Raw genomic sequence first — 17,890 nt, 5'->3', positions numbered from 1 at the left:
GGCACCCTCGTCCCGCCGACAGCAGAGCCGGGCGCCGGCCGTCCCCGGGGACGGCGCCACGGCAGGGGAGGGGGAGGCGTGAACGGTCAGCAGACCTTTACGGAGCACATCCAGGACCGGGCGGCAAAGACGCCGGACCGGGAGGCGTTGATCCTCCTCACCGAACACGAGGGCACGCTGCGGCCCGAGACGATCACCTACGGCGAACTCGACCGCTCGGCCCGCAACCTGGCGTCCGTGCTCGCCCGGCACGTCGGCCCGGGGGACCGGGTGCTGATCGCCCACCGCTCCCGCGCGCTCTTCGTCACCAGCTTCCTCGCCTGCCTGTACTCGGGGGTGATCGCCGTCCCCGTCGCCCCGAGCGGCCGGCACGCTCACCACGACGACCGCTTCGCCGGGATCGTCAAGGAAGCCGCCGCGGCCTGCGTGCTCACGTCCACCACGGAGGCGCCCGACGTCTCCCAGCTGCTCGCCCGCACCGGACACGGCGACGTCGTCTGTCTGCCGGCCGACGGCCCCGCCGCGCTCGCCGACGCCGGGCCGCGGGAGCCCTTCGCACCCGGCCCCGACACGGTCGCCTACCTCCAGTACACCTCCGGCTCGACCCGCGACCCGCGCGGCGTGATGGTCACCCATCGGAGCCTGCTCGCCAACCAGCGGGCCATCCAGAAGGCACTCGGAACCCGCCCCGGCACACGGCTCGGCGGCTGGCTTCCGCTGCACCACGACATGGGCCTCGTCGGCCAGTTGCTGCACGCACTCTGGCTCGGCGGCACCGCCGTCCTGCTGACCCCGACGGCGTTCGTCAAGCGCCCGGCGAACTGGCTCGAGACCGTCTCGCGGTACGGCCTGACCGTCAGCGCCGCCCCCGACTTCGCCTACGAGATGTGCGTACGCCGCGTCAACGACACCCAGATCGCGGGCCTCGACCTGTCCGGCTGGGAGACCGCGGTCAACGGGGGCGAGCCCATAGACCCCGCGACGCTCGAGGCGTTCGCCGAACGGTTCGCCCCCGCCGGGCTGCGCCCCGGAGCCCTGACGCCCTGCTACGGCCTGGCCGAGGCCACCCTCATCGTCTCCGGCACGCGAACCGCCCCGGCCCCGGCCGGGCGCGCCGTGGACGCCGCCGCCCTGGAGAGCGGCCGGCTGACCGACCCCGTCGGCCCGGGCCGCACCGTCACGCACTGCGGCCCGCCCGCCTCCGTCGACGTACGCATCGTGGACCCGGACACCTGCGCTGAGGTGCCCGACGGCCGGATCGGCGAGATCTGGGTCCGCGGCGAGAGCGTCGGACCCGGCTACTGGGCCCGCCCGGCCGAGACCGCCGCGGCGTTCGACTGCCGGATCAGCGGCGGCGGCAGCGGCTTTCTGCGCACCGGCGACCTGGGCGCGTTCCAGGACGGCCTGCTCCATGTCACCGGCCGGCTCAAGGACATGATCGTCATCGCCGGACGCAATCTCTATCCGCAGGACCTGGAGCGTACGGTGCAGCAGGTCAGCGGCCTCTTCGGCGCCGCCACCGCCTTCGCGCTCCCCGGCGTCAGGGAACGGATCGTCATCATCCAGGAACTGCGCTCCGGCAGCCGCTACGACATCGACCTCGCCGGGCTCGCGGCCGCCGTACAGGAGCGGATCAGCGAGGAGTACGAGATACGGACCGCCGGCGTCGTGCTGGTGAGGCCCGGCACGGTCCGCCGCACCACGAGCGGCAAGGTGGAGCGGGCGGCCATGCGACGGCTCTTCCTGCGCGGCGAACTCACCCCGCTGCACCAGCGGATGGAACCCGAGGTCGAACAGCTGATGGCGGCCGGGAGGCGGCGATGACGACAGCAGAGGACCGGATCGACGCCCTGGAGCTGGCGTTCGGCTCCCTCGACGACCCGGACAACCCGCTCGGCGCCGCCGCCCTGCTCGCCGCCGACGCGGCCGGCGCGGTGCTGCCGGAGGCCGCACAGGTCCTTGACGCCTTCGGCCTCAACGCCGAGTTCGTGCCCGCCGACGTCGGGGGCAGGCTCGAACGGATGGACCTGCTGGGCCGGCTCCTGCGCCCGGTGTTCCGCCGGGACGCCTCCCTCGGTTTCGGCTACGGACTCAACTGCTTCTTCGCCGCCACCCCGGTGTGGACCGCGGGCGACGACGCGCAGCGCCGCCTCGCCGCCCGGCTGCTCCTGAGCGGCCGCCGCCTCGCCGTGGCCCGCCACGAGGTCGCCCACGGGAACGACTTCGTCCGCGACGAGTTCACCGCACGGGCGGTCCCGGACGGCCTGGTCATCGACGGCAGCAAGTCCGCCATCGCCAACGCCTCACGCGCCACCGGCCTGGTCGTCTTCGCCCGCACCGACGGAGCCGCCCGCGGGCGCAGCCACACCGTCCTGCTGCTCGACCGCGACGAACTGCCGGCCGGCTCCGTGGAGAGCCTGGCCCGCCGCACGACGACCGGGATGCGCAGCGCCGAGTTCGGCGGACTGCGGATCACCGACTGCCTCGTCCCGCACAGCGCCGTCCTCGGGGACATCGGCGACGGCTACGAGCTGTCGCTGCGCTCCTCCCTGCTCATCCGCGGCCTCATCCCGTCCATCGTGCTCGCGGGCGCCGACACCGCGCTGCGCACGGTGGCCCGGTTTGCCAACCGCGGCCGGGCGGACGGCCGTTCGTCCCTCGATGTGCGGCACGTGCGGGACGTGCTCACCGGCGGCTTCCTCGACCTGCTGATCATCGACTGCCTCGCCCTGGTCGCGACCCGGGCACTGCACCTGCTGCCCCGGCAGATGAGCGCCTACGCGGCGGCCGCCGCCTATCTCGCCCCGAAGCTCGTGGCCGAGAGCCTGAACGAGATGTCGTCGGTCCTCGGCGAGGAGACGTTCGCCGAGGACGGCGCCTACGCGATGTTCCAGAAGCAGCGGCGCGACCTGCCGGTCACCGCGCTGGGACACGCGGGCAGCGCGGGGCGCCAGGTCAGCATCCTGCCCCAACTCCCGTACTTCGCACGGCACGCCTGGTTCGCCGACCCCGAGCCGCCGCCGGACCTGTTCCGGCCGGACCGGCCGCTGCCGCCGCTGGACCTGTCCCAGCCCGCGCTGCTCGGTGACGGCGACCCGCTCGCCGCGACCCTGGTCGCCTGCACCGACCTCCTCGAAGCCGCGGAACCGCGGGACGAGACCGGCCTGGGCGGCCCGGCCCTGCGCTTCCTGGCCCGTGTCCTCACCGGTGAACTCGCCGAGCTGAAGAAGGCGTTCGAGAACGTCGCGGAGGGCGACCGCGAGGCCCTGTCCAGCCCGCAGAGCTTCGGCCTCGCCGACCGGTACACCCTGGTCCTCGCGGCGGCGGCCTGCCTCGGCGTATGGCGCGAGCAGCGCTCCGCACCCCACGGCCACGCCGACGAGTTCCTCGCCGCCCCCGCCTGGGTCACCGTGGTCCTCTACCGGCTGGTCGCGCGGCTCGGGCTGCCGCTGCCCGACCGGCCCGTCGAACCGGAACGGCTGGTGCTCGCCGAGGTCGTCGCGCGGCTGCACGACCGGCGCAGCTACGACCTCTACGCCTCGCCGCTCGCCTGACCATCGCCCCCACCCCCCGCCCGACAGGGAGCACACCCATGCAGGAGCAATCCCCCAGCGCCCAGGAAGACTTCGCTGTCGCCCACCGCGAATGGCTGACCGAGAGGGTCGCCCACTATCTCGGCCACCCCGTCGAGGACACCGCACGGCTGACCGAGGAGGGCCTCGACTCGGTGGCGGTGCTCAGCCTCTACGGAGACATCAACGAGGCGTTCGGCCCGCTGATCGAACCGGACGACATCTGGGCGTTCCCCACCGTGCGCCAGCTCGCGAACCTGCTGGTGATGCGTGACGCCGGCCGGCGCGGCGGCCAGGTCAGGGCCGCGTTCGTCTTCACCGGCCAGGGCTCCCAGCACCCCGGGATGACGTCCGGTCTCTATCTGAACTCCACCGGGTACCGCGCCTTCCTCGACGAGGCCGACGAGGCGATCCGCCCGTGGACCAAGCAGTCCGTGGTGGAGCTGATCCTCTCCGACGACCCGCGCATCCACCGCACCGCGCTCACCCAGCCCGCCCTGTTCGCCGTCGAGTACGCCCTGGCCCGGACCCTCGAGGAGGCCGGGGTGCGCCCGGCGGCCGTCCTCGGCCACGGAGTGGGGGAGTTCGCCGCCGCCACGATCGCCGGCGCGCTGACCCTGGCCGACGCCGCGAAGCTGGTGTCCATGCGCGGCGCCTTCATGCAGTACCTGCCGCCGGGAGGCGGCATGATGGCCGTCTGCATCACCCCGTACGAGGCCGCAGAACTGGTCAGTGCCGAACCGGCCGTGGGCATCAGCGCCATCAACGCCGCCAAGGCGATCGTGCTCTCCGGCGACCGCAGCGCGCTGAACCGCATCGAGGCCCGCCTCGCCGAACGCGGCATCCGCTGCCGCCACCTGGCCGTCTCGCACGCCTTCCACTCGCCGCTGATGGCGCCGGTGGTCCCCAAGTTCGAGGCCGTCGTCCGCAAGATGCCCGGCGGCACCGCCCAGGTCCCGTTCTACTCGACGGTCTACGGCCGTCTCGCCACCGAACCGCTCTACGCCCCGTACTGGACCGAACAGATCACCGCCCCCGTCCGGTTCGCCGACGCGGCGCGCAGCCTGCTCGCCCAGCAGGCACCCACCCACGTCGTGGAGATCGGCCCGCAGGCCGTCCTCACCCCGTATCTGCGGCGGATGGGCGGCGGCCTGCGCGGCCCCGCCTGCATCCCGGTGTGCCAGGGTCCGGCGAGCGACGCCGTCGACCTGGCGGGTGTCATCTCGGCGCTCGACGCGGGACCGCTGGCCGCGGCCCTGCCCGGAGCCTGAGGTGGGGGAACGGGTGGGACGCCCGTTGCCCGCACCAGGGCCCGCCGGACCGTGGGGCGACATCCACGGCGAACTGCGCCGCACCGGCAGCGTCGTGCTCTACGCGTCGATGCCCGACTGGCGGCCCGGCGACGGCACGGAAGCCGAGCTGCGCCGTCGCCTGGGACGCGACTGGCGGCGCTACGAGAGCCTCGACCGGCCCCGTGCGCGGGAGCGGTTCGTGGCCTCCCGGCTGCTGCTGCGCTATTCGGCGGCCGCGGTCCTGCGCACCGCCCCCGACCTGGTCGACCTGGCCTACCAGCCGGGCGGGCGCCCGTACGTCCGGGGCTGCGACCAGATCGATGTGAGCCTGAGTCACACCGACGAGATGATGGTCGTCGGGATCACCCGGCGGGGCCGGATCGGCGTGGACGTGGAACGGGCGGACCGGCGACTCGCCCACACCGGCTCGGAGCGCCAGGCGTGCACGCCCTATGAGAAGGCGCGCCTGGACGCGGGTGGCGACGAGGTGCGCAACGACACCATGGTGCAGCTGTGGACGCTCAAGGAGGCGTACAGCAAGGCGGTGGGGCAGGGACTGCGGTTCCGCTTCACCGAGTTCGGCTTCGCGCTGGACGACGGGGAGCCCCGGCTGACCAGACCGGACGGCTCCCGGGTACCCGGCGGCGAGTGGCAGTTCGGCACGTACCCCGCCGGGGCGGGGTACGTGCTGAGTGTCGCCGTGTGTGACGCGGGCTTCGGTGAGCTCGCCGACCTGTCGGTCGGGACGACGCTGGACGACGGCATGTTCGACGCGTTGCTCGGCGCGCCCGGTCCGGCCCGGGGCCTGGATCCGTCAGGGCAGCCAGCCGGCCTCCTCGGCGATACGGATGGCGTCGATGCGGTTGCGCGCGCCCAGCTTGCCGACGATGGCCGTGAGGTAGTTGCGGACCGTGCCCTTGGAGAGATAGAGGCAGCCGGCGATCTCGGCGGCCTCGGCGCCGCGGGCGGCTAGGCGCAGGACCTCCAGCTCGCGCGGCGACAGCGGATTCTCCGGCGAGTCCCAGGCGGACAGCGCGAGCTGGGGGTCCACGACCCGGCGCCCCGTCGCCACCGACCGTACGGCGAGGGCGAGTTGGCTCGGTGGCGAGTCCTTGAGGAGGAAGCCGGAGACCTGGGCGGACAGGGCGCGCCGCAGGGTGCCCGGACGTCCGAGCGAGGTGAGGATCAGCGTGCGGCAGCTGGGCAGCCGTTCATGGAGCTCGGCCGCCGCGGTCAGCCCGTCGATGCCGGGCAGATCGATGTCGATCACGGCGACGTCGGGCTTGGACTCGAGTGCGGCCGCGACGATCGTGTCGCCGCGGTCGACGGTGGACACCACGTGCAGATCCGGCTCCAGCTGGAGCAGCGCCACGAGTGCGCCCTGGATCATGTGAACATCCTCGGCGAGGAGGATCCTGACGGACAACATCTTTACCCCCGGTGAGATGTGTCAGGCTACGGCGGTTCTCTCCGGGCGCGTCGGCTCGAACACCAGCAGCTCGTTCTCGTCATGGCCTGTGGGTCTGAGCGGTGCCCAGACCTCCAGATGGAATCGGCCGTCCTCCCGCAGCCCCGCGGAGAGCCCCCCTCCGATGGCGGCGAACCGGCACCGCAGATTGTCCAGACCCGTGCCGCCCGAGCGGGCCGAGACGAGGTCGCTCGGTGCATGCGGATTGTCGTTGGTCAGACCGAGCCGGACCGTTTCTTCTTCAACCTCCGCCTTGATGGTGCAGACGCGCACCTGACTGTGCCTGAGGATGTTGGTGACCCCTTCCCGCAGTGCCGTGGCGAGCACGGTGTCGACCACCGGATGCAGCCGCCCGCACTCCACCTCGACCTCGGCACGGATATCGGCGGCGCAGAGCACCGTCCCCGTGGACTCCGCCTCCTCGATGAGTGACATGTTGCGGTACCCGCTGGACACCAGCCGTACGTCGGCCAGGGCCTGCCGTGCCACCTGGAGGACCGAGTCGGTCTCCTGGCGGGCCTTGTCCGGGCGGGTGCTGATCAGCCGCTGGATCAGCTCGCCCTTGAGCGTGATCGCGGAGAGGCTGTACCCGAGCAGGTCGTGCAGGTCCCGGGCGAACCGCAGGCGTTCCTGCGCGACGGCCATCCGGGCCAGTTCCTCACGGTTCTCGTGCACCTCGCTGACCAGGTCGGTGAGCCGGGTCAGGCCGTAGATGACGAGGCCGGTGAGGGTGCTGGCGATGGTGAAGTAGAGGATCAGGTCGACCGAGGCCCCCGCCAGCACGTTGTACACCGGGATGAAGGCGATCAGCAGCCCGTAGCTCGGCCAGGCGAACCGGGCCGGCAGGGTCAGCAGCAGCGAGGCGGCCAACGGGCCTTCCATGCTGCCCCAGCTGATGCTGAACCAGGCGAGAGGCGCGAAGGTGAGCACCGCCTGGAGGAGCAGGACGAGCGCCTTCCGCCGGGTCGGCCACCGGCGGGCCTGCGGCGAGGAGACCGCCAACTGCGTGCCGAACAGCGCCAGTACGAGAACGACGCACAGGACCAGCTCTCCCGTTCCGGGCCGTGTCCGCACCACGTTCAGTACGGTCATCGTGGCGTAGCAGGCCAGGGCGGCGACGATGATCGCGTGAGCCAGCCGCGGGGCCGGTGCCTGGGACCGTGGTGAGAACGGAACGACGTCCCTCGTCGGCATTGCCGCCTCCTTGCGAAGGATCAGTGTTGGCGGACGCATGCTATGTCGATTCGCTGGCTCCGAGCCAGCGAATCGAACCGACGGCCGAACTCAGACGAACAGGGGAATCGGGTTGATTTCCTCGTACGGAAGAGGGCGCGTTCGGCGTCCGAGCTCCACCGGTATATCGAAGAGACGGCCCGGGGCGAACCGTGCCCAGAAGTGGCGCATTCCCGGAATGATCACCTTCACAACGGGAAGTCCCACGTCGGGGCGTGTTTGATCAAGGATCAACAATTCCATGCCACGGCCACGTACAAGGGTTTCGGCCAACTCGATGTCGTCCAGCAGGTCGTTGTGGACCGGAAAGGAATAGGACTCCGGGGTCCGTGGAGCTTCGGCTGGATCCGCGCGAACGTATGGCTGATTCTCCACCGTCGCCCCCTGCCACCAGGCAGAAAGATCACGGTCCGCGGACCGGAATTCAGCCGGGTCCCCCTCCGGGGGAAGGAGTTGGGCCATTTCCGTGACCGCCCGCCGCAGAGCGAGCCGGGGATCGAAATGAGCCCCGAACCCGAACGAGATCGCCTGGGCCGGCCCGTCGGTGCGCCGGGACATGGCCACCACAACCGGAATGCCGAAGTCCGATGTGAGGTCGAGCGCCCAGACATGGCGGTGGAGCCGTTCGAACGTCTGCCGGGTGCGGGCCAGCCACGGCTCGTCGAAGGCGTCGAGGTCCACCGCGGGCTGGCGCGTGCGGTTGTACCACCACAGCGCCACCGCGTCCCGTTCCACCAGTTCGAGGAAGCCCTGCACGACGGCGTCCTCCGGGCTGCTGCCCGCCGCGTTGCCGTTGGAGTCGGCCCACGGCGTGGCCGGCACACCGTCGGGACCGGGGCCGAAGTACAGCATCGACGTCGGCAGCAGCCGCTGCGTGCCCGACGTGAGGGACCACACCGGCGTCCAGTCGGCCGGTGCCTGCGGGTCGAACGGCGGCGGGACCTGCTGGAAGCGCGAGTGCCGCGGATTCCACTGGTCCCGCTCCCGGAACTGCCGGTCGGCGAACAGCTGGCAGAGATTGGGATGCACGGCGGCGTCACCGAGCCCCGCCAGGGTGTCCCGCACCGTGGGCTCGTCGCCCTGCCGGGTACCGCAGTAGCGCTCCAGTGCCTCGCACAGCGCGCTGACCTCGGCCTCCTGCGGAGTGGTTCCCTTGCCTCCGCTCTGGCCGCGCAGGCCACCACGCAGCCCGGCCAGGGAACGGCTGTCGCCCAGTGCCAGATTGCGCCCGGCGACGTACCGGTTCAGTCCGTCCGGCGCGCCAGGGGCAGGACGGAGCTCGGACACGACGCCGGTGACCGGGTCGGCCAGATGCCGGTAGCGGGACAGCACCGCCTCCGCACTCTGCGACCGGTGATTGCCGCCCACCGTACGGACCTTGGGGCTGGAGCGCGGGGTGAAGGGTGCGCGTACCTGTCGTGCGACGAGCTCCGGATCCCCGCACGTGGAGCACTGCGGACGGCGGATCACCGGGTGCCGGCGGGTCGCGAGGGTTCGGGTGTCCAGCGTGCAGACGGCGCCCTGGCCCTCGTACCGCATGCCGGCCACCCACTTCGTCGCCTCCAGCACCGCGGTGTGCAGCCCCAGGGCGCGCACGGTGGCGAACGAGGCCTCCGGGACGGGCAGCACGCCCCCCAGTCCCAGGGCCTGCCGGACCGGCGCCGTCGACGACCGGTGCCCGCGCAGGCGGTGCGCCAGACACTCCCAGCACGCGCTGTCCCCGCCCCCGTACACCGGCCCCACCCAGGGCTCCGCGCCGCTCGGCTTCGCGAGGAGCCAGGAGCGGCCCGACGCCCGGTGGCGGGCGTCGACCTCGGCCAGCCGGGGGTCCAGGTAGTCGTCGCACAGGACGAGGGACAGTTCGGCCACGTCCTCGTCGCCGGGGCCGGCCATCCGCAGGCCCGCGGCCAGGCACTCGGCCCGCACCGCCGCGGGATCCCCCTTCCCCAGGTGCACGAGCGCCACCCGGGTCTCCCGGAACGAGGCGGACGCGCTGGGCCCGTGCAGCCCGGCGATCTCCCAGTACGCCTCCGTCGAGGCGTCGGTGGCCGGGTCGTGATAGCCGACCAGATCGGCCCGGGCGAGCTCGGCGATCATGCGGGCCGCGGTCGTCGGCGGCAGGGTCGCCGCCGCGTCCCGCAGCACGCCCGCCAGCGTGCGGGTCCCGTCCAGCAGGGCCGCGAGGTGCTGAACCTCACGGCCCTGCAAGGCAGTTGTCTCCCGCTCCGACAGCAGGTAGACGGCGTCCCCTTCGATCGCCTCCACCCGCAGATGTCTCTTGAACCCCACCAGAAGTTCGGTGGGTACCCCCCCGGATATGTTCATGCACGCGCCGCTTCGGCCTCTTCGCCGGGCAGGGGCGCCATGCCGGTGGCGCAGCCGTAGAGCATGACGGTGCCGGGCCGGTCCAGGTGGTCGATGACCAGGCCCCGGTCGGCGCTCCCGCCCTTGTACACCTCCCCGAAGAGGTCCGCGACGTCGTCGCCGTACACCGGCTCCACGGCGGGGAGACCGAACTCGGCGAGTACGGAGACGGGGTCGCTCGTGTAGCGCTGGGCCAGGTCGGGCTCGAGGCCGGCCCGGGCGGTGAGGAGTGCGAACTGGTGATCCGAAGTCAGCTGAACCGTAACGGTGTCCATGGAGAGCCCCCTGCTGAGTCGATCGTGCGAGACGTTGTTCGCTTGCCGAATTCCTGGATTCTGTGTCCCACCACGTCGAACGGCACAGTGCCACTGTCACCATCGGGACATGACATTTTCATGCCCGGTCACGTGACCACCTCACTGGGACCGCAATGCCGCGGGTGCGAGGGTCGGTGCAGACTCCGCGAATCCGTGCAGGCCCGCCGACGGACCTGCCGAACCAGCGCACGAAGGGGAGGGCGCCATCATGGAGATCAATGTCCTGGGGCCGTTGACGGCCCGTGAGAACGGGGTGTCCGTCGTACCCACGGCCGCCAAACCGCGCCAGATCCTGTCCCTGCTCGCCCTGCAGTCCGACCGGGTCGTGACCGTGGCGACGCTCATGGAGGAGATCTGGGGAGAGGACATCCCGCGCAGCGCGGCCACCACCTTGCAGACGTACATCCTCCAGCTGCGCCGCAAGATCGCCGCGGCGCTCGACGGCGACCCGGCCCGCCAGGCCAAGGACGTCCTGGTCACGCAGCACGGCGGCTATCTGCTCCAGGTGCAGCCGGGCCAGGTCGACGCGCACGAGTTCCTGCGCGTCACCGCGTCGGGCCGGGCCGCGCACGAGGCGGGGGACCACCTCGCGGCCTCCGAACTCCTCGGCCAGGCCCTGAAGATGTGGCGCGGCTCCGCCCTCGTCGACGTACGCGTCGGCACCGCGCTGGAGCTGGAGGTGCTCCGTCTGGAGGAGGACCGGATGGCCGCTCTGGAGAGGCGGATCGACTCCGATCTGAAGCTCGGCCGGCACAGCGAGATCGTGCCGGAACTGCGGGTCCTGGTCGCCCGGCACCCGATGCACGAGAACTTCTGCGCCCAGCTGATGACCGCACTGCACCGGTCGGGCAGCGCCTGGCGGGCGCTCGAGGCCTACCAGCGGCTGCGGGTGACCCTCGTCGACGAGCTGGGACTCGAGCCCTCGGCCCGGTTGCAGCAGCTCCATCAGGCGGTGCTGTCCGCCGACCCGGCCCTGGACGTCCACGTGCCCGTGACCGGCTGACCGGCCGGGGTTCTCTCCAGTACATCTCTAGCCGGCGTTCCTACGTTCGGCCGATGACGATCCTCGACGACATCACCGTCAGTCCGGCAGTCCCCGACCTCCGCCGTGCCACCGCGGAACTGCGGCGGCTCAAGGAGGAGGTGAGTCGCGGGCCCGATCCCGCGGCCACCCGGCGGCAGCACGAGAAGAACAAACTCACCGCGCACGAGCGCCTCGAACTCCTCTTTGACGAGGACACGTTCACCGAGATCGAGCCGCTGCGCCGGCACCGCGCCACCGGGTTCGGCCTGGAGGACCGCAAGCCGCACGGCGACGGTGTCGTGATCGGCTGGGGCCTGGTCCACGGCCGGACGGTCTTCGCCTACGCGCACGACTTCCGCGTCTTCGCCGGAGCACTCGGCGAGGCGCATGCCGCGAAGGTGCACAAGGTGATGGACCTCGCGGCGGACGCGGGTGCACCGCTCGTCAGCCTCAACGACGGGGCGGGCGCGCGTATCCAGGAGGGCGTCACCGCGCTCGCGGGCTACGGCGGCATCTTCCGCCGCAATGTCGCCTCCTCGGGGGTCATCCCGCAGATCAGCGTGATGCTGGGCCCCTGCGCCGGAGGCGCGGCCTATTCGCCGGCCCTGACCGACTACGTTTTCATGGTCCGCGAAACGGCGCAGATGTTCATCACCGGACCCGACGTGGTGCAGGCGGTGACCGGCGAGAAGATCACCCACAACGGTCTCGGCGGGGCCGACGTGCACGCCACGACCTCGGGTGTCTGCCACTTCGCCTACGACGACGAGGCCGACTGCCTGGAGGACGTGCGCTTCCTCATCGCGCTCCTGCCGTCCCACAACCGTGAGCTGCCGCCCGCGGTGCCCTGCGACGACCCCGCCGACCGGCGCACCGACGGCCTTGTCGACCTGGTGCCGGCCGACCCGGGCCGCAGCTACGACATCCGCGCGGTGATCGAGGAGATCGTCGACGACGGCGAGACCTTCGAGGTCCACGAGGCGTGGGCGCCCAACGTCGTGTGCACCCTGGCCCGCCTCGACGGCCGCACGGTCGGCATCGTCGCCAACCAGCCCGCCGCCCTCGCCGGCGTCCTCGACATCCACGCGAGCGAGAAGGCCGCGCGGTTCGTCTCCACGTGCGACTCCTTCAACATCCCGCTCGTCACCCTGGTGGACGTCCCCGGCTTCCTGCCCGGCGTCGACCAGGAGCACAACGGCATCATCCGGCACGGCGCCAAGCTCCTGCACGCGTACTGCAACGCGACCGTGCCCCGGATCTCCCTCGTCCTGCGCAAGGCGTACGGCGGCGCGTACATCGTCATGGACTCCCGCTCCATCGGGGCCGATCTCGCCTTCGCCTGGCCCACCAACGAGATCGCCGTGATGGGCGCGGAGGGCGCCGCCAACGTCATCTTCCGCCGCGAGATCGCCGCGTCGGACGACCCCGCTGCGGTACGCGCCCGACGCGTCGACGAGTACAGGACCGAGCTCATGCACCCCTACTTCGCGGCGGAGCGCGGCCTGGTGGACGACGTCATCGATCCCGGGGACACCCGCCGCATCCTCATCAGCTCACTCGCGATGCTGCGCTCGAAACGCGCCGAAGTGCCGTCGCGTAAGCACGGAAATGTCCCGACATAGGCGGGCAGTTCGACAGGTCCACGCGCACACGAGTCCGGTTCTAGGGCACGGACGTTCCATAGCTTCACCGGTCAGGGCAGCACGCTACGAGCGAGCCGCAGACCGGGACAGGCCGGCCGGGGGGGTTCCCACCCCGAACCCCCTCCGGCCGCTGCCACCGACCCATGATCAGCACGGATGAAGGGATCGACAGTGACCCCCAGAGTGCCAACCGGCTGGTGCGCAGCGACGCCCCAGGCCCCGTCGAAGGCCAGGTAGACCATGCGCAGAGTCGCCATCACCGGCCTGGGCGTCGTGGCCCCGGGTGGGGTCGGTGTCAAGGAGTACTGGGAGCTGCTCACGGCGGGCCGCACGGCCACCCGCCGGATCTCCTTCTACGATCCCTCACCGTTCCGCTCGCAGGTCGCCGCCGAGGTCGACTTCGACCCCTTCGCCGCCGGGCTCTCCCAGCAGGAGACCCGCAGGCTCGACCGGGCCGCGCAGTTCGCGGTCGTCTCCACCCGTGAGGCCCTCGCCGACAGCGGCCTGGAGATCTCCGCCCTCGACCCCGGCCGCGTCGGCACGGCGGTCGGCAGCGCGGTCGGCTGCACCACGAGCCTGGAGCGCGAGTACGCCGTCGTCAGCGACGGCGGCCGCAAGTGGAACGTCGACCACGAGTACGCCGTACCCGAGCTGTACCGGCATTTCGTGCCCAGCTCGCTGGCCGCAGAGGTCGGCAGGGCCGCCGGGGCGGAGGGGCCGGCCGCGGTCGTCTCCACCGGATGCACCTCCGGCCTCGACTCCCTCGGCCACGCCGTGGAACTCATCCGCGAGGGCACGGCCGACGTCATGATCGCCGGTGCCACCGAGGCGCCCATCTCGCCGATCACCTCGGCCTGTTTCGACGCCATCCTCGCCACCACACCCCGCAACGACACCCCGGAGAGCGCCTGCCGGCCCTTCGACCGGACCCGCAGCGGCCTCGTCCTCGGCGAGGGCGCCGCCATCCTGGTCCTGGAGGAACTGGAGAGCGCGAAGCGGCGCGGTGCCCATATCTACGCCGAGATCTCCGGGTTCGCCTCCCGCTGCAACGCGTACCACATGACCGGCCTCAAGCCGGACGGCCTCGAAATGGCGGAGGCCATCGACGCCGCCCTGGCCGAGTCGCAGCTCGCCCCGGACTCGGTCGACTACATCAACGCCCACGGCTCCGGCACCAAGATGAACGACCGCCACGAGACCGGCGCCTTCAAGCGCAGCCTCGGCGAGCACGCCTACCGCACCCCCGTGAGCTCCATCAAATCGATGATCGGCCACTCGCTCGGAGCCATCGGCTCCCTGGAGATCGCCGCCTGCGCCCTCGCGATGAAACACGGCGTCCTGCCGCCCACCGCGAACCTCCACGAGCCGGACCCCGAGCTCGACCTCGACTACATCCCGCTCGTCGCCCGCGAGCAGCAGACCGACGTGGTGCTCAGCGTGGGCAGTGGGTTCGGCGGATTCCAGAGCGCCATGGTGCTGGCCCGCCCGGACAGGAGGACCGTATGACCGCCGTCGTGACCGGCCTGGGGATCACCGCCCCCAACGGCCTCGGCACCGAGGAGTTCTGGAAGGCCACCCTGGCCGGCGAGTCGGGCCTCGGACCCGTCACCCGCTTCGACGCCGCCCAGTACCCGTCCCGCATCGCCGGCGAGGTGTCCGGATACGTCGCCGAGGAGCACATCCCCAGCCGGCTGATGCCGCAGACCGACCACATGACGCGCCTCGCGCTGACCGCGGCGGACTGGGCGCTGAAGGACGCGGGGATCGACACCGACGAACTCCCCGAGTACGGCATCGGCGTGGTCACGGCCGCGTCCGGCGGGGCCGTCGAGTTCGGCCAGCGCGAACTCCAGAACCTGTGGAGCAAGGGCAAGGAGTACGTCAGCGCCTACCAGTCCTTCGCCTGGTTCTACGCGGTCAACACCGGACAGATCTCCATCCGGCACAAGCTGCGCGGCCCCAGCGGAGTCCTGCTCACCGAGCAGGCCGGCGGCATCGACGCCATCGGGCACGCCCGCCGGCACATCCGCAAGGGCTTCCCCGCCGTCATCGCGGGCGGCGTCGACGCGGCCATCTGCCCCTGGGGCTGGGTGCCGCAGATCGCCTCCGGCCTGATGAGCACAGTCGACGACCCCACCCGGGCCTACCTCCCGTTCGCCGCCGAGGCCGGCGGATACGTCCCGGGAGAGGGCGGCGCCATCCTGCTCGTCGAAGAGGCCGGCTCGGCCGCCGCGCGCGGCGCCGGGCACGTGTACGGCGAGATCGCCGGATACGCGGCGACCCTCGACCCGGCCCCCGGCACCGGCCGCCCGCCCGGACTGCGCAGGGCCGCCGAGAACGCCCTCGCCGACGCCGGGATCACCCCCGGCGACATCGACGTCGTCTTCGCGGACGCCGCCGGCGTCCCGGACCTGGACCGGGCCGAAGCCCAGGCACTGACCGAGCTGTTCGGGCCGGCCGGCGTCCCCGTCACGGCCCCCAAGACGATGACCGGCCGCCTCCTCGCCGGGGGCGCCGCCCTCGACGCGGCGACCGCGCTGCTCGCCCTGCGCGACGGAGTCGTCCCGCCCACCGTCCATGTGACCGCTCCGGCCCCGGAGCACACCATCGACCTGGTCACCGAAGCACGCGAGGCCGATCTGCGCACCGCACTCGTCCTCGCCCGCGGCCACGGCGGCTTCAACGCCGCACTCGTGGTGCGCCGCACCGCCTGAACCGTTTCCCAGTCGCCACACCCCGCCACACCCCGCCGCATCAGCGAGCCCAACCGAGAGGACGGCACCAACCATGACCATCTCCACCGCCACCGTGACCCTGGCCGACCTGACCCGCATGCTCCGCGAGAGCGCGGGTGAGGAAGAGGGCGTCGACCTCGACGGCGATGTCATCGACACGCCGTTCATAGAACTCGGCTACGACTCCCTCGCCCTGCTCCAGGTCATCGGCGAGATCCAGCGCGACTACGGCATCAGCATCCCCGACGACGCCGTCGTCGACGCGGAGACCCCGGGCGCGCTCCTCGCCCTCATCAACTCCGGCCGGACGCCCGCCGCCTGAGCCGGACACCCCGCGGCCGCCCTGCCTTCGTTCCCCCGGCAGGCAGGGCGGCCGCTCCGTGCCCCGATCCCTTGACATCCATGCGGCCGAGCCACGGTCCACGAGGAGGGAACCATGTCACTCACGTCTCACAGTGCGGTGGTCCGCCGGCTGATCGTCAGCCCCGGCCCGGCTCCGCAGGAGCAGGCTCCGGTCGTGGCCTCGGCCACCGCCGTCTCGGCCGTACTGCGCGCCTTCGGCCGTTCCCCCGAGGACCTGCCGGCCCGAACCGTCGTCCTCATCGGATCCTCCGCCGTCGACCCCGGACTCGGGGCCGAGCACGAGGGCTTCACCGTCCGGACGGCGGCCACCGCCGGCCTGGCCCTGCGCCGCGCCCACCACGAACTCCACGAGGGCACCGCCGACCTCGTCCTCGTCGCGGGCTTCGGCGAACCCGACGCCCAGACCATCACCGTGTACGCGGTGAAGCGCGCCGCGGAAGCGGTGGCCGAAGGGGACGCCGTCCTCGGCGTACTCGATGTGACGGCCCCGCACAGCCCGCAGGACGCACCGCCCCTGCGGCCCGTGCGGCAGAACCCCCGCGGCACCGACCCCGACCGCCACCGCCTGATCCTCTGGTCCGGCCGGACCGCGGACGACGAGGTCCGGGTACGCGCCGAACTCCTGCCGATGCTCGGCGGAATCCACCGGGAGGCGTACCCCGCGCTGCCGACCGCCGTGCCCTGCGGCACCCCGCCCGGCCCGATACGCGGCGCGGCCGTCGCCGTGTCCACGCTCGCTGCCCGCGCCGTCCACCAGGCCCGCGCCGTCGACGTGTCCCGCAGTCGTCCCGTCGTCCTGCTCTTCCCCGGCCAGGGCTCGCAGCACGCCGGCATGGCGGCCGGCCTCTACCGCCGCGAGCCCGTCTTCACCGCGGCCGTCGACGCGGCCCTGGCCCACATGGGCGAGGAGGGCTCCCGGGTACGCGCCGACTGGCTGAACCCGCAGAGCGCCGCCATCGGCATCGACGACGTACGCCGCGCCCAGCCGCTGCTGTTCGCGATCGACTACGCGCTGGGCCGCCTGATCCTCAGCTGGGGTGTACGCCCCACGGCGTTCCTCGGCCACAGCGCGGGCGAACTCGTGGCAGCCACCTTCGCCGGCGTGGTCTCCCTGCGCGACGCCGTCGCCATGGTCCAGGCCCGGGTCAGGGAGGCCGTGAAGATCCCGGCCGGCGGCATGCTCGCCGTCGCCGCGAGCGAGGAGCGGCTGCGCCCCTACCTGACGGACGGGGTGGGCATCGCGGCCGTCAACGCCAACCAGCAGGTGATGCTGGCCGGTTCGGACCAGCCCCTCGGCGAGGTCGCCGACCGCCTGCGCGCGGACGGTCTCACGGTCGTCACGGTCCCCGCCACCAGCCCCTTCCACTCCCCGGCGATGGCACCCGCCTCCGACGCGATCGAGACCGACTACCGCGACATCCCGCTGCGCGAGCCGAAGCTGCCCCTCTACTCCGGCTACACCGGCACCCTGATGAGCCCCGAGGCCGCGCGCAGCCCCCGCTTCTGGGCCGACCAGATCACCGACACCGTCCACTTCCGCAACGCCCTGGACGAGCTCCTCGCGGCCGACGACGTCCTCCTCATCGAGGCCGGCCCGCGCCAGACGCTCACCGCCTTCGCCCGCAGGCACCGCTCGGTCCGCCTCGGCGCCGGCGCGGTCTGCCCGCTCCTCCCGGCCCGCCCGGGCACCCAGGAGGCCGACCGGCAGTCCGTGCTCAACGCGGCCGCCCGCCTATGGACCGAGGGCCACGACCTGGACCTGAACGCGATCGCCCGTCTGTGGACGTGGAGCGACGACGACGCATCCGCGGCGGCCGGCATCAGGACGCCGCCCATACCGGCAAAGGCTCTGGTCGCATGAGAATCGTCTCCAAGGCCC

Annotated in this window: 13 protein-coding genes and 1 pseudogene; 10 read left to right on the top strand and 4 right to left on the bottom strand. The window is 72.1% G+C overall.

Features of this window, described 5'->3' with window-relative positions; all coding sequences use genetic code 11:
• The first annotated feature begins 78 nt into the window (after positions 1–78).
• The 4 genes and pseudogenes from OHA58_RS08580 to OHA58_RS08565 all read left to right on the top strand — a co-directional run.
• Positions 79–1,824, top strand: a complete 1,746-nt coding sequence (locus OHA58_RS08580) for a fatty acyl-AMP ligase (RefSeq protein ID WP_405477959.1) — start codon at positions 79–81, stop codon at positions 1,822–1,824.
• Positions 1,821–3,554 carry an acyl-CoA dehydrogenase gene (locus OHA58_RS08575; RefSeq protein WP_405477957.1) on the top strand — a complete coding sequence of 578 codons (1,734 nt, stop codon included), beginning with the start codon at positions 1,821–1,823 and terminating at the stop codon, positions 3,552–3,554. The genes OHA58_RS08580 and OHA58_RS08575 overlap by 4 nt, the downstream gene beginning before the upstream one ends.
• Positions 3,555–3,592: 38 nt before the next feature.
• The gene (locus OHA58_RS08570; protein WP_405477955.1) at positions 3,593–4,843 is read left to right on the top strand and encodes an acyltransferase domain-containing protein; all 1,251 of its coding nucleotides are present in this window, start codon (positions 3,593–3,595) and stop codon (positions 4,841–4,843) included.
• 109 nt (positions 4,844–4,952) lie between these two features.
• Positions 4,953–5,549: pseudogene (locus OHA58_RS08565) on the top strand (4'-phosphopantetheinyl transferase family protein); the annotation flags it as partial.
• Between the two features lie 129 nt (positions 5,550–5,678).
• Here the strand turns inward: OHA58_RS08565 and OHA58_RS08560 are convergent.
• From OHA58_RS08560 to OHA58_RS08545, 4 genes are all read right to left on the bottom strand, one after another.
• Positions 5,679–6,293, bottom strand: coding sequence for a DNA-binding response regulator (locus OHA58_RS08560; protein WP_227297739.1), 615 nt, complete (start codon positions 6,291–6,293; stop codon positions 5,679–5,681).
• 21 nt (positions 6,294–6,314) lie between these two features.
• Entirely contained in the window at positions 6,315–7,526 is a 1,212-nt protein-coding gene (locus OHA58_RS08555) for a sensor histidine kinase (RefSeq protein ID WP_405477953.1), read from the bottom strand.
• Positions 7,527–7,616: 90 nt separating this feature from the next.
• Complete coding sequence (locus OHA58_RS08550) at positions 7,617–9,890, bottom strand: TOMM precursor leader peptide-binding protein (protein WP_405477951.1); 2,274 nt, start codon at positions 9,888–9,890, stop codon at positions 7,617–7,619.
• Positions 9,887–10,204, bottom strand: coding sequence for a hypothetical protein (locus OHA58_RS08545; protein WP_405477949.1), 318 nt, complete (start codon positions 10,202–10,204; stop codon positions 9,887–9,889). The genes OHA58_RS08550 and OHA58_RS08545 overlap by 4 nt, the downstream gene beginning before the upstream one ends.
• 250 nt (positions 10,205–10,454) lie before the next feature.
• Between OHA58_RS08545 and OHA58_RS08540 the strand changes: the two genes are divergently transcribed.
• From OHA58_RS08540 to OHA58_RS08515, 6 genes are all read left to right on the top strand, one after another.
• Entirely contained in the window at positions 10,455–11,249 is a 795-nt protein-coding gene (locus OHA58_RS08540; protein WP_375996140.1) for a BTAD domain-containing putative transcriptional regulator, read from the top strand.
• A gap of 53 nt (positions 11,250–11,302) precedes the next feature.
• Positions 11,303–12,892: an acyl-CoA carboxylase subunit beta gene (locus OHA58_RS08535; RefSeq protein WP_405477948.1), complete on the top strand. Its 1,590-nt coding sequence runs from the start codon at positions 11,303–11,305 to the stop codon at positions 12,890–12,892.
• 261 nt (positions 12,893–13,153) lie between these two features.
• Positions 13,154–14,419 (top strand): beta-ketoacyl synthase, encoded by a 1,266-nt coding sequence (locus OHA58_RS08530; RefSeq protein WP_116509049.1) that lies wholly within the window; start codon positions 13,154–13,156, stop codon positions 14,417–14,419.
• Positions 14,416–15,627, top strand: a complete 1,212-nt coding sequence (locus tag OHA58_RS08525) for a ketosynthase chain-length factor (protein WP_405477945.1) — start codon at positions 14,416–14,418, stop codon at positions 15,625–15,627. The genes OHA58_RS08530 and OHA58_RS08525 overlap by 4 nt, the downstream gene beginning before the upstream one ends.
• A 73-nt stretch (positions 15,628–15,700) precedes the next feature.
• Positions 15,701–15,970, top strand: a complete 270-nt coding sequence (locus OHA58_RS08520; RefSeq protein WP_116509045.1) for an acyl carrier protein — start codon at positions 15,701–15,703, stop codon at positions 15,968–15,970.
• Positions 15,971–16,084: 114 nt separating this feature from the next.
• Positions 16,085–17,872, top strand: a complete 1,788-nt coding sequence (locus OHA58_RS08515) for an acyltransferase domain-containing protein (protein ID WP_405477943.1) — start codon at positions 16,085–16,087, stop codon at positions 17,870–17,872.
• Positions 17,873–17,890 lie beyond the last annotated feature (18 nt).

This window comes from Streptomyces sp. NBC_00009 (assembly GCF_045040855.1).
GTDB classification, from domain to species: domain Bacteria; phylum Actinomycetota; class Actinomycetes; order Streptomycetales; family Streptomycetaceae; genus Streptomyces; species Streptomyces aureus.
Note: the sequence above shows the minus strand (reverse complement) of the source record. Positions and strands in the feature narration are given on the sequence as shown.

Excerpts from the sequence above, each read along its gene's own strand:
- OHA58_RS08575 (WP_405477957.1), top strand. The coding sequence starts at position 1,821 with ATGACGACAGCAGAGGACCGGATCGACGCCCTGGAGCTGGCGTTCGGC.
- OHA58_RS08570 (WP_405477955.1), top strand. The coding sequence starts at position 3,593 with ATGCAGGAGCAATCCCCCAGCGCCCAGGAAGACTTCGCTGTCGCCCAC.
- OHA58_RS08560 (WP_227297739.1), bottom strand. The coding sequence starts at position 6,293 with ATGTTGTCCGTCAGGATCCTCCTCGCCGAGGATGTTCACATGATCCAG.
- OHA58_RS08555 (WP_405477953.1), bottom strand. The coding sequence starts at position 7,526 with ATGCCGACGAGGGACGTCGTTCCGTTCTCACCACGGTCCCAGGCACCG.
- OHA58_RS08550 (WP_405477951.1), bottom strand. The coding sequence starts at position 9,890 with ATGAACATATCCGGGGGGGTACCCACCGAACTTCTGGTGGGGTTCAAG.
- OHA58_RS08545 (WP_405477949.1), bottom strand. The coding sequence starts at position 10,204 with ATGGACACCGTTACGGTTCAGCTGACTTCGGATCACCAGTTCGCACTC.
- OHA58_RS08540 (WP_375996140.1), top strand. The coding sequence starts at position 10,455 with ATGGAGATCAATGTCCTGGGGCCGTTGACGGCCCGTGAGAACGGGGTG.
- OHA58_RS08535 (WP_405477948.1), top strand. The coding sequence starts at position 11,303 with ATGACGATCCTCGACGACATCACCGTCAGTCCGGCAGTCCCCGACCTC.
- OHA58_RS08530 (WP_116509049.1), top strand. The coding sequence starts at position 13,154 with ATGCGCAGAGTCGCCATCACCGGCCTGGGCGTCGTGGCCCCGGGTGGG.
- OHA58_RS08525 (WP_405477945.1), top strand. The coding sequence starts at position 14,416 with ATGACCGCCGTCGTGACCGGCCTGGGGATCACCGCCCCCAACGGCCTC.
- OHA58_RS08520 (WP_116509045.1), top strand. The coding sequence starts at position 15,701 with ATGACCATCTCCACCGCCACCGTGACCCTGGCCGACCTGACCCGCATG.
- OHA58_RS08515 (WP_405477943.1), top strand. The coding sequence starts at position 16,085 with ATGTCACTCACGTCTCACAGTGCGGTGGTCCGCCGGCTGATCGTCAGC.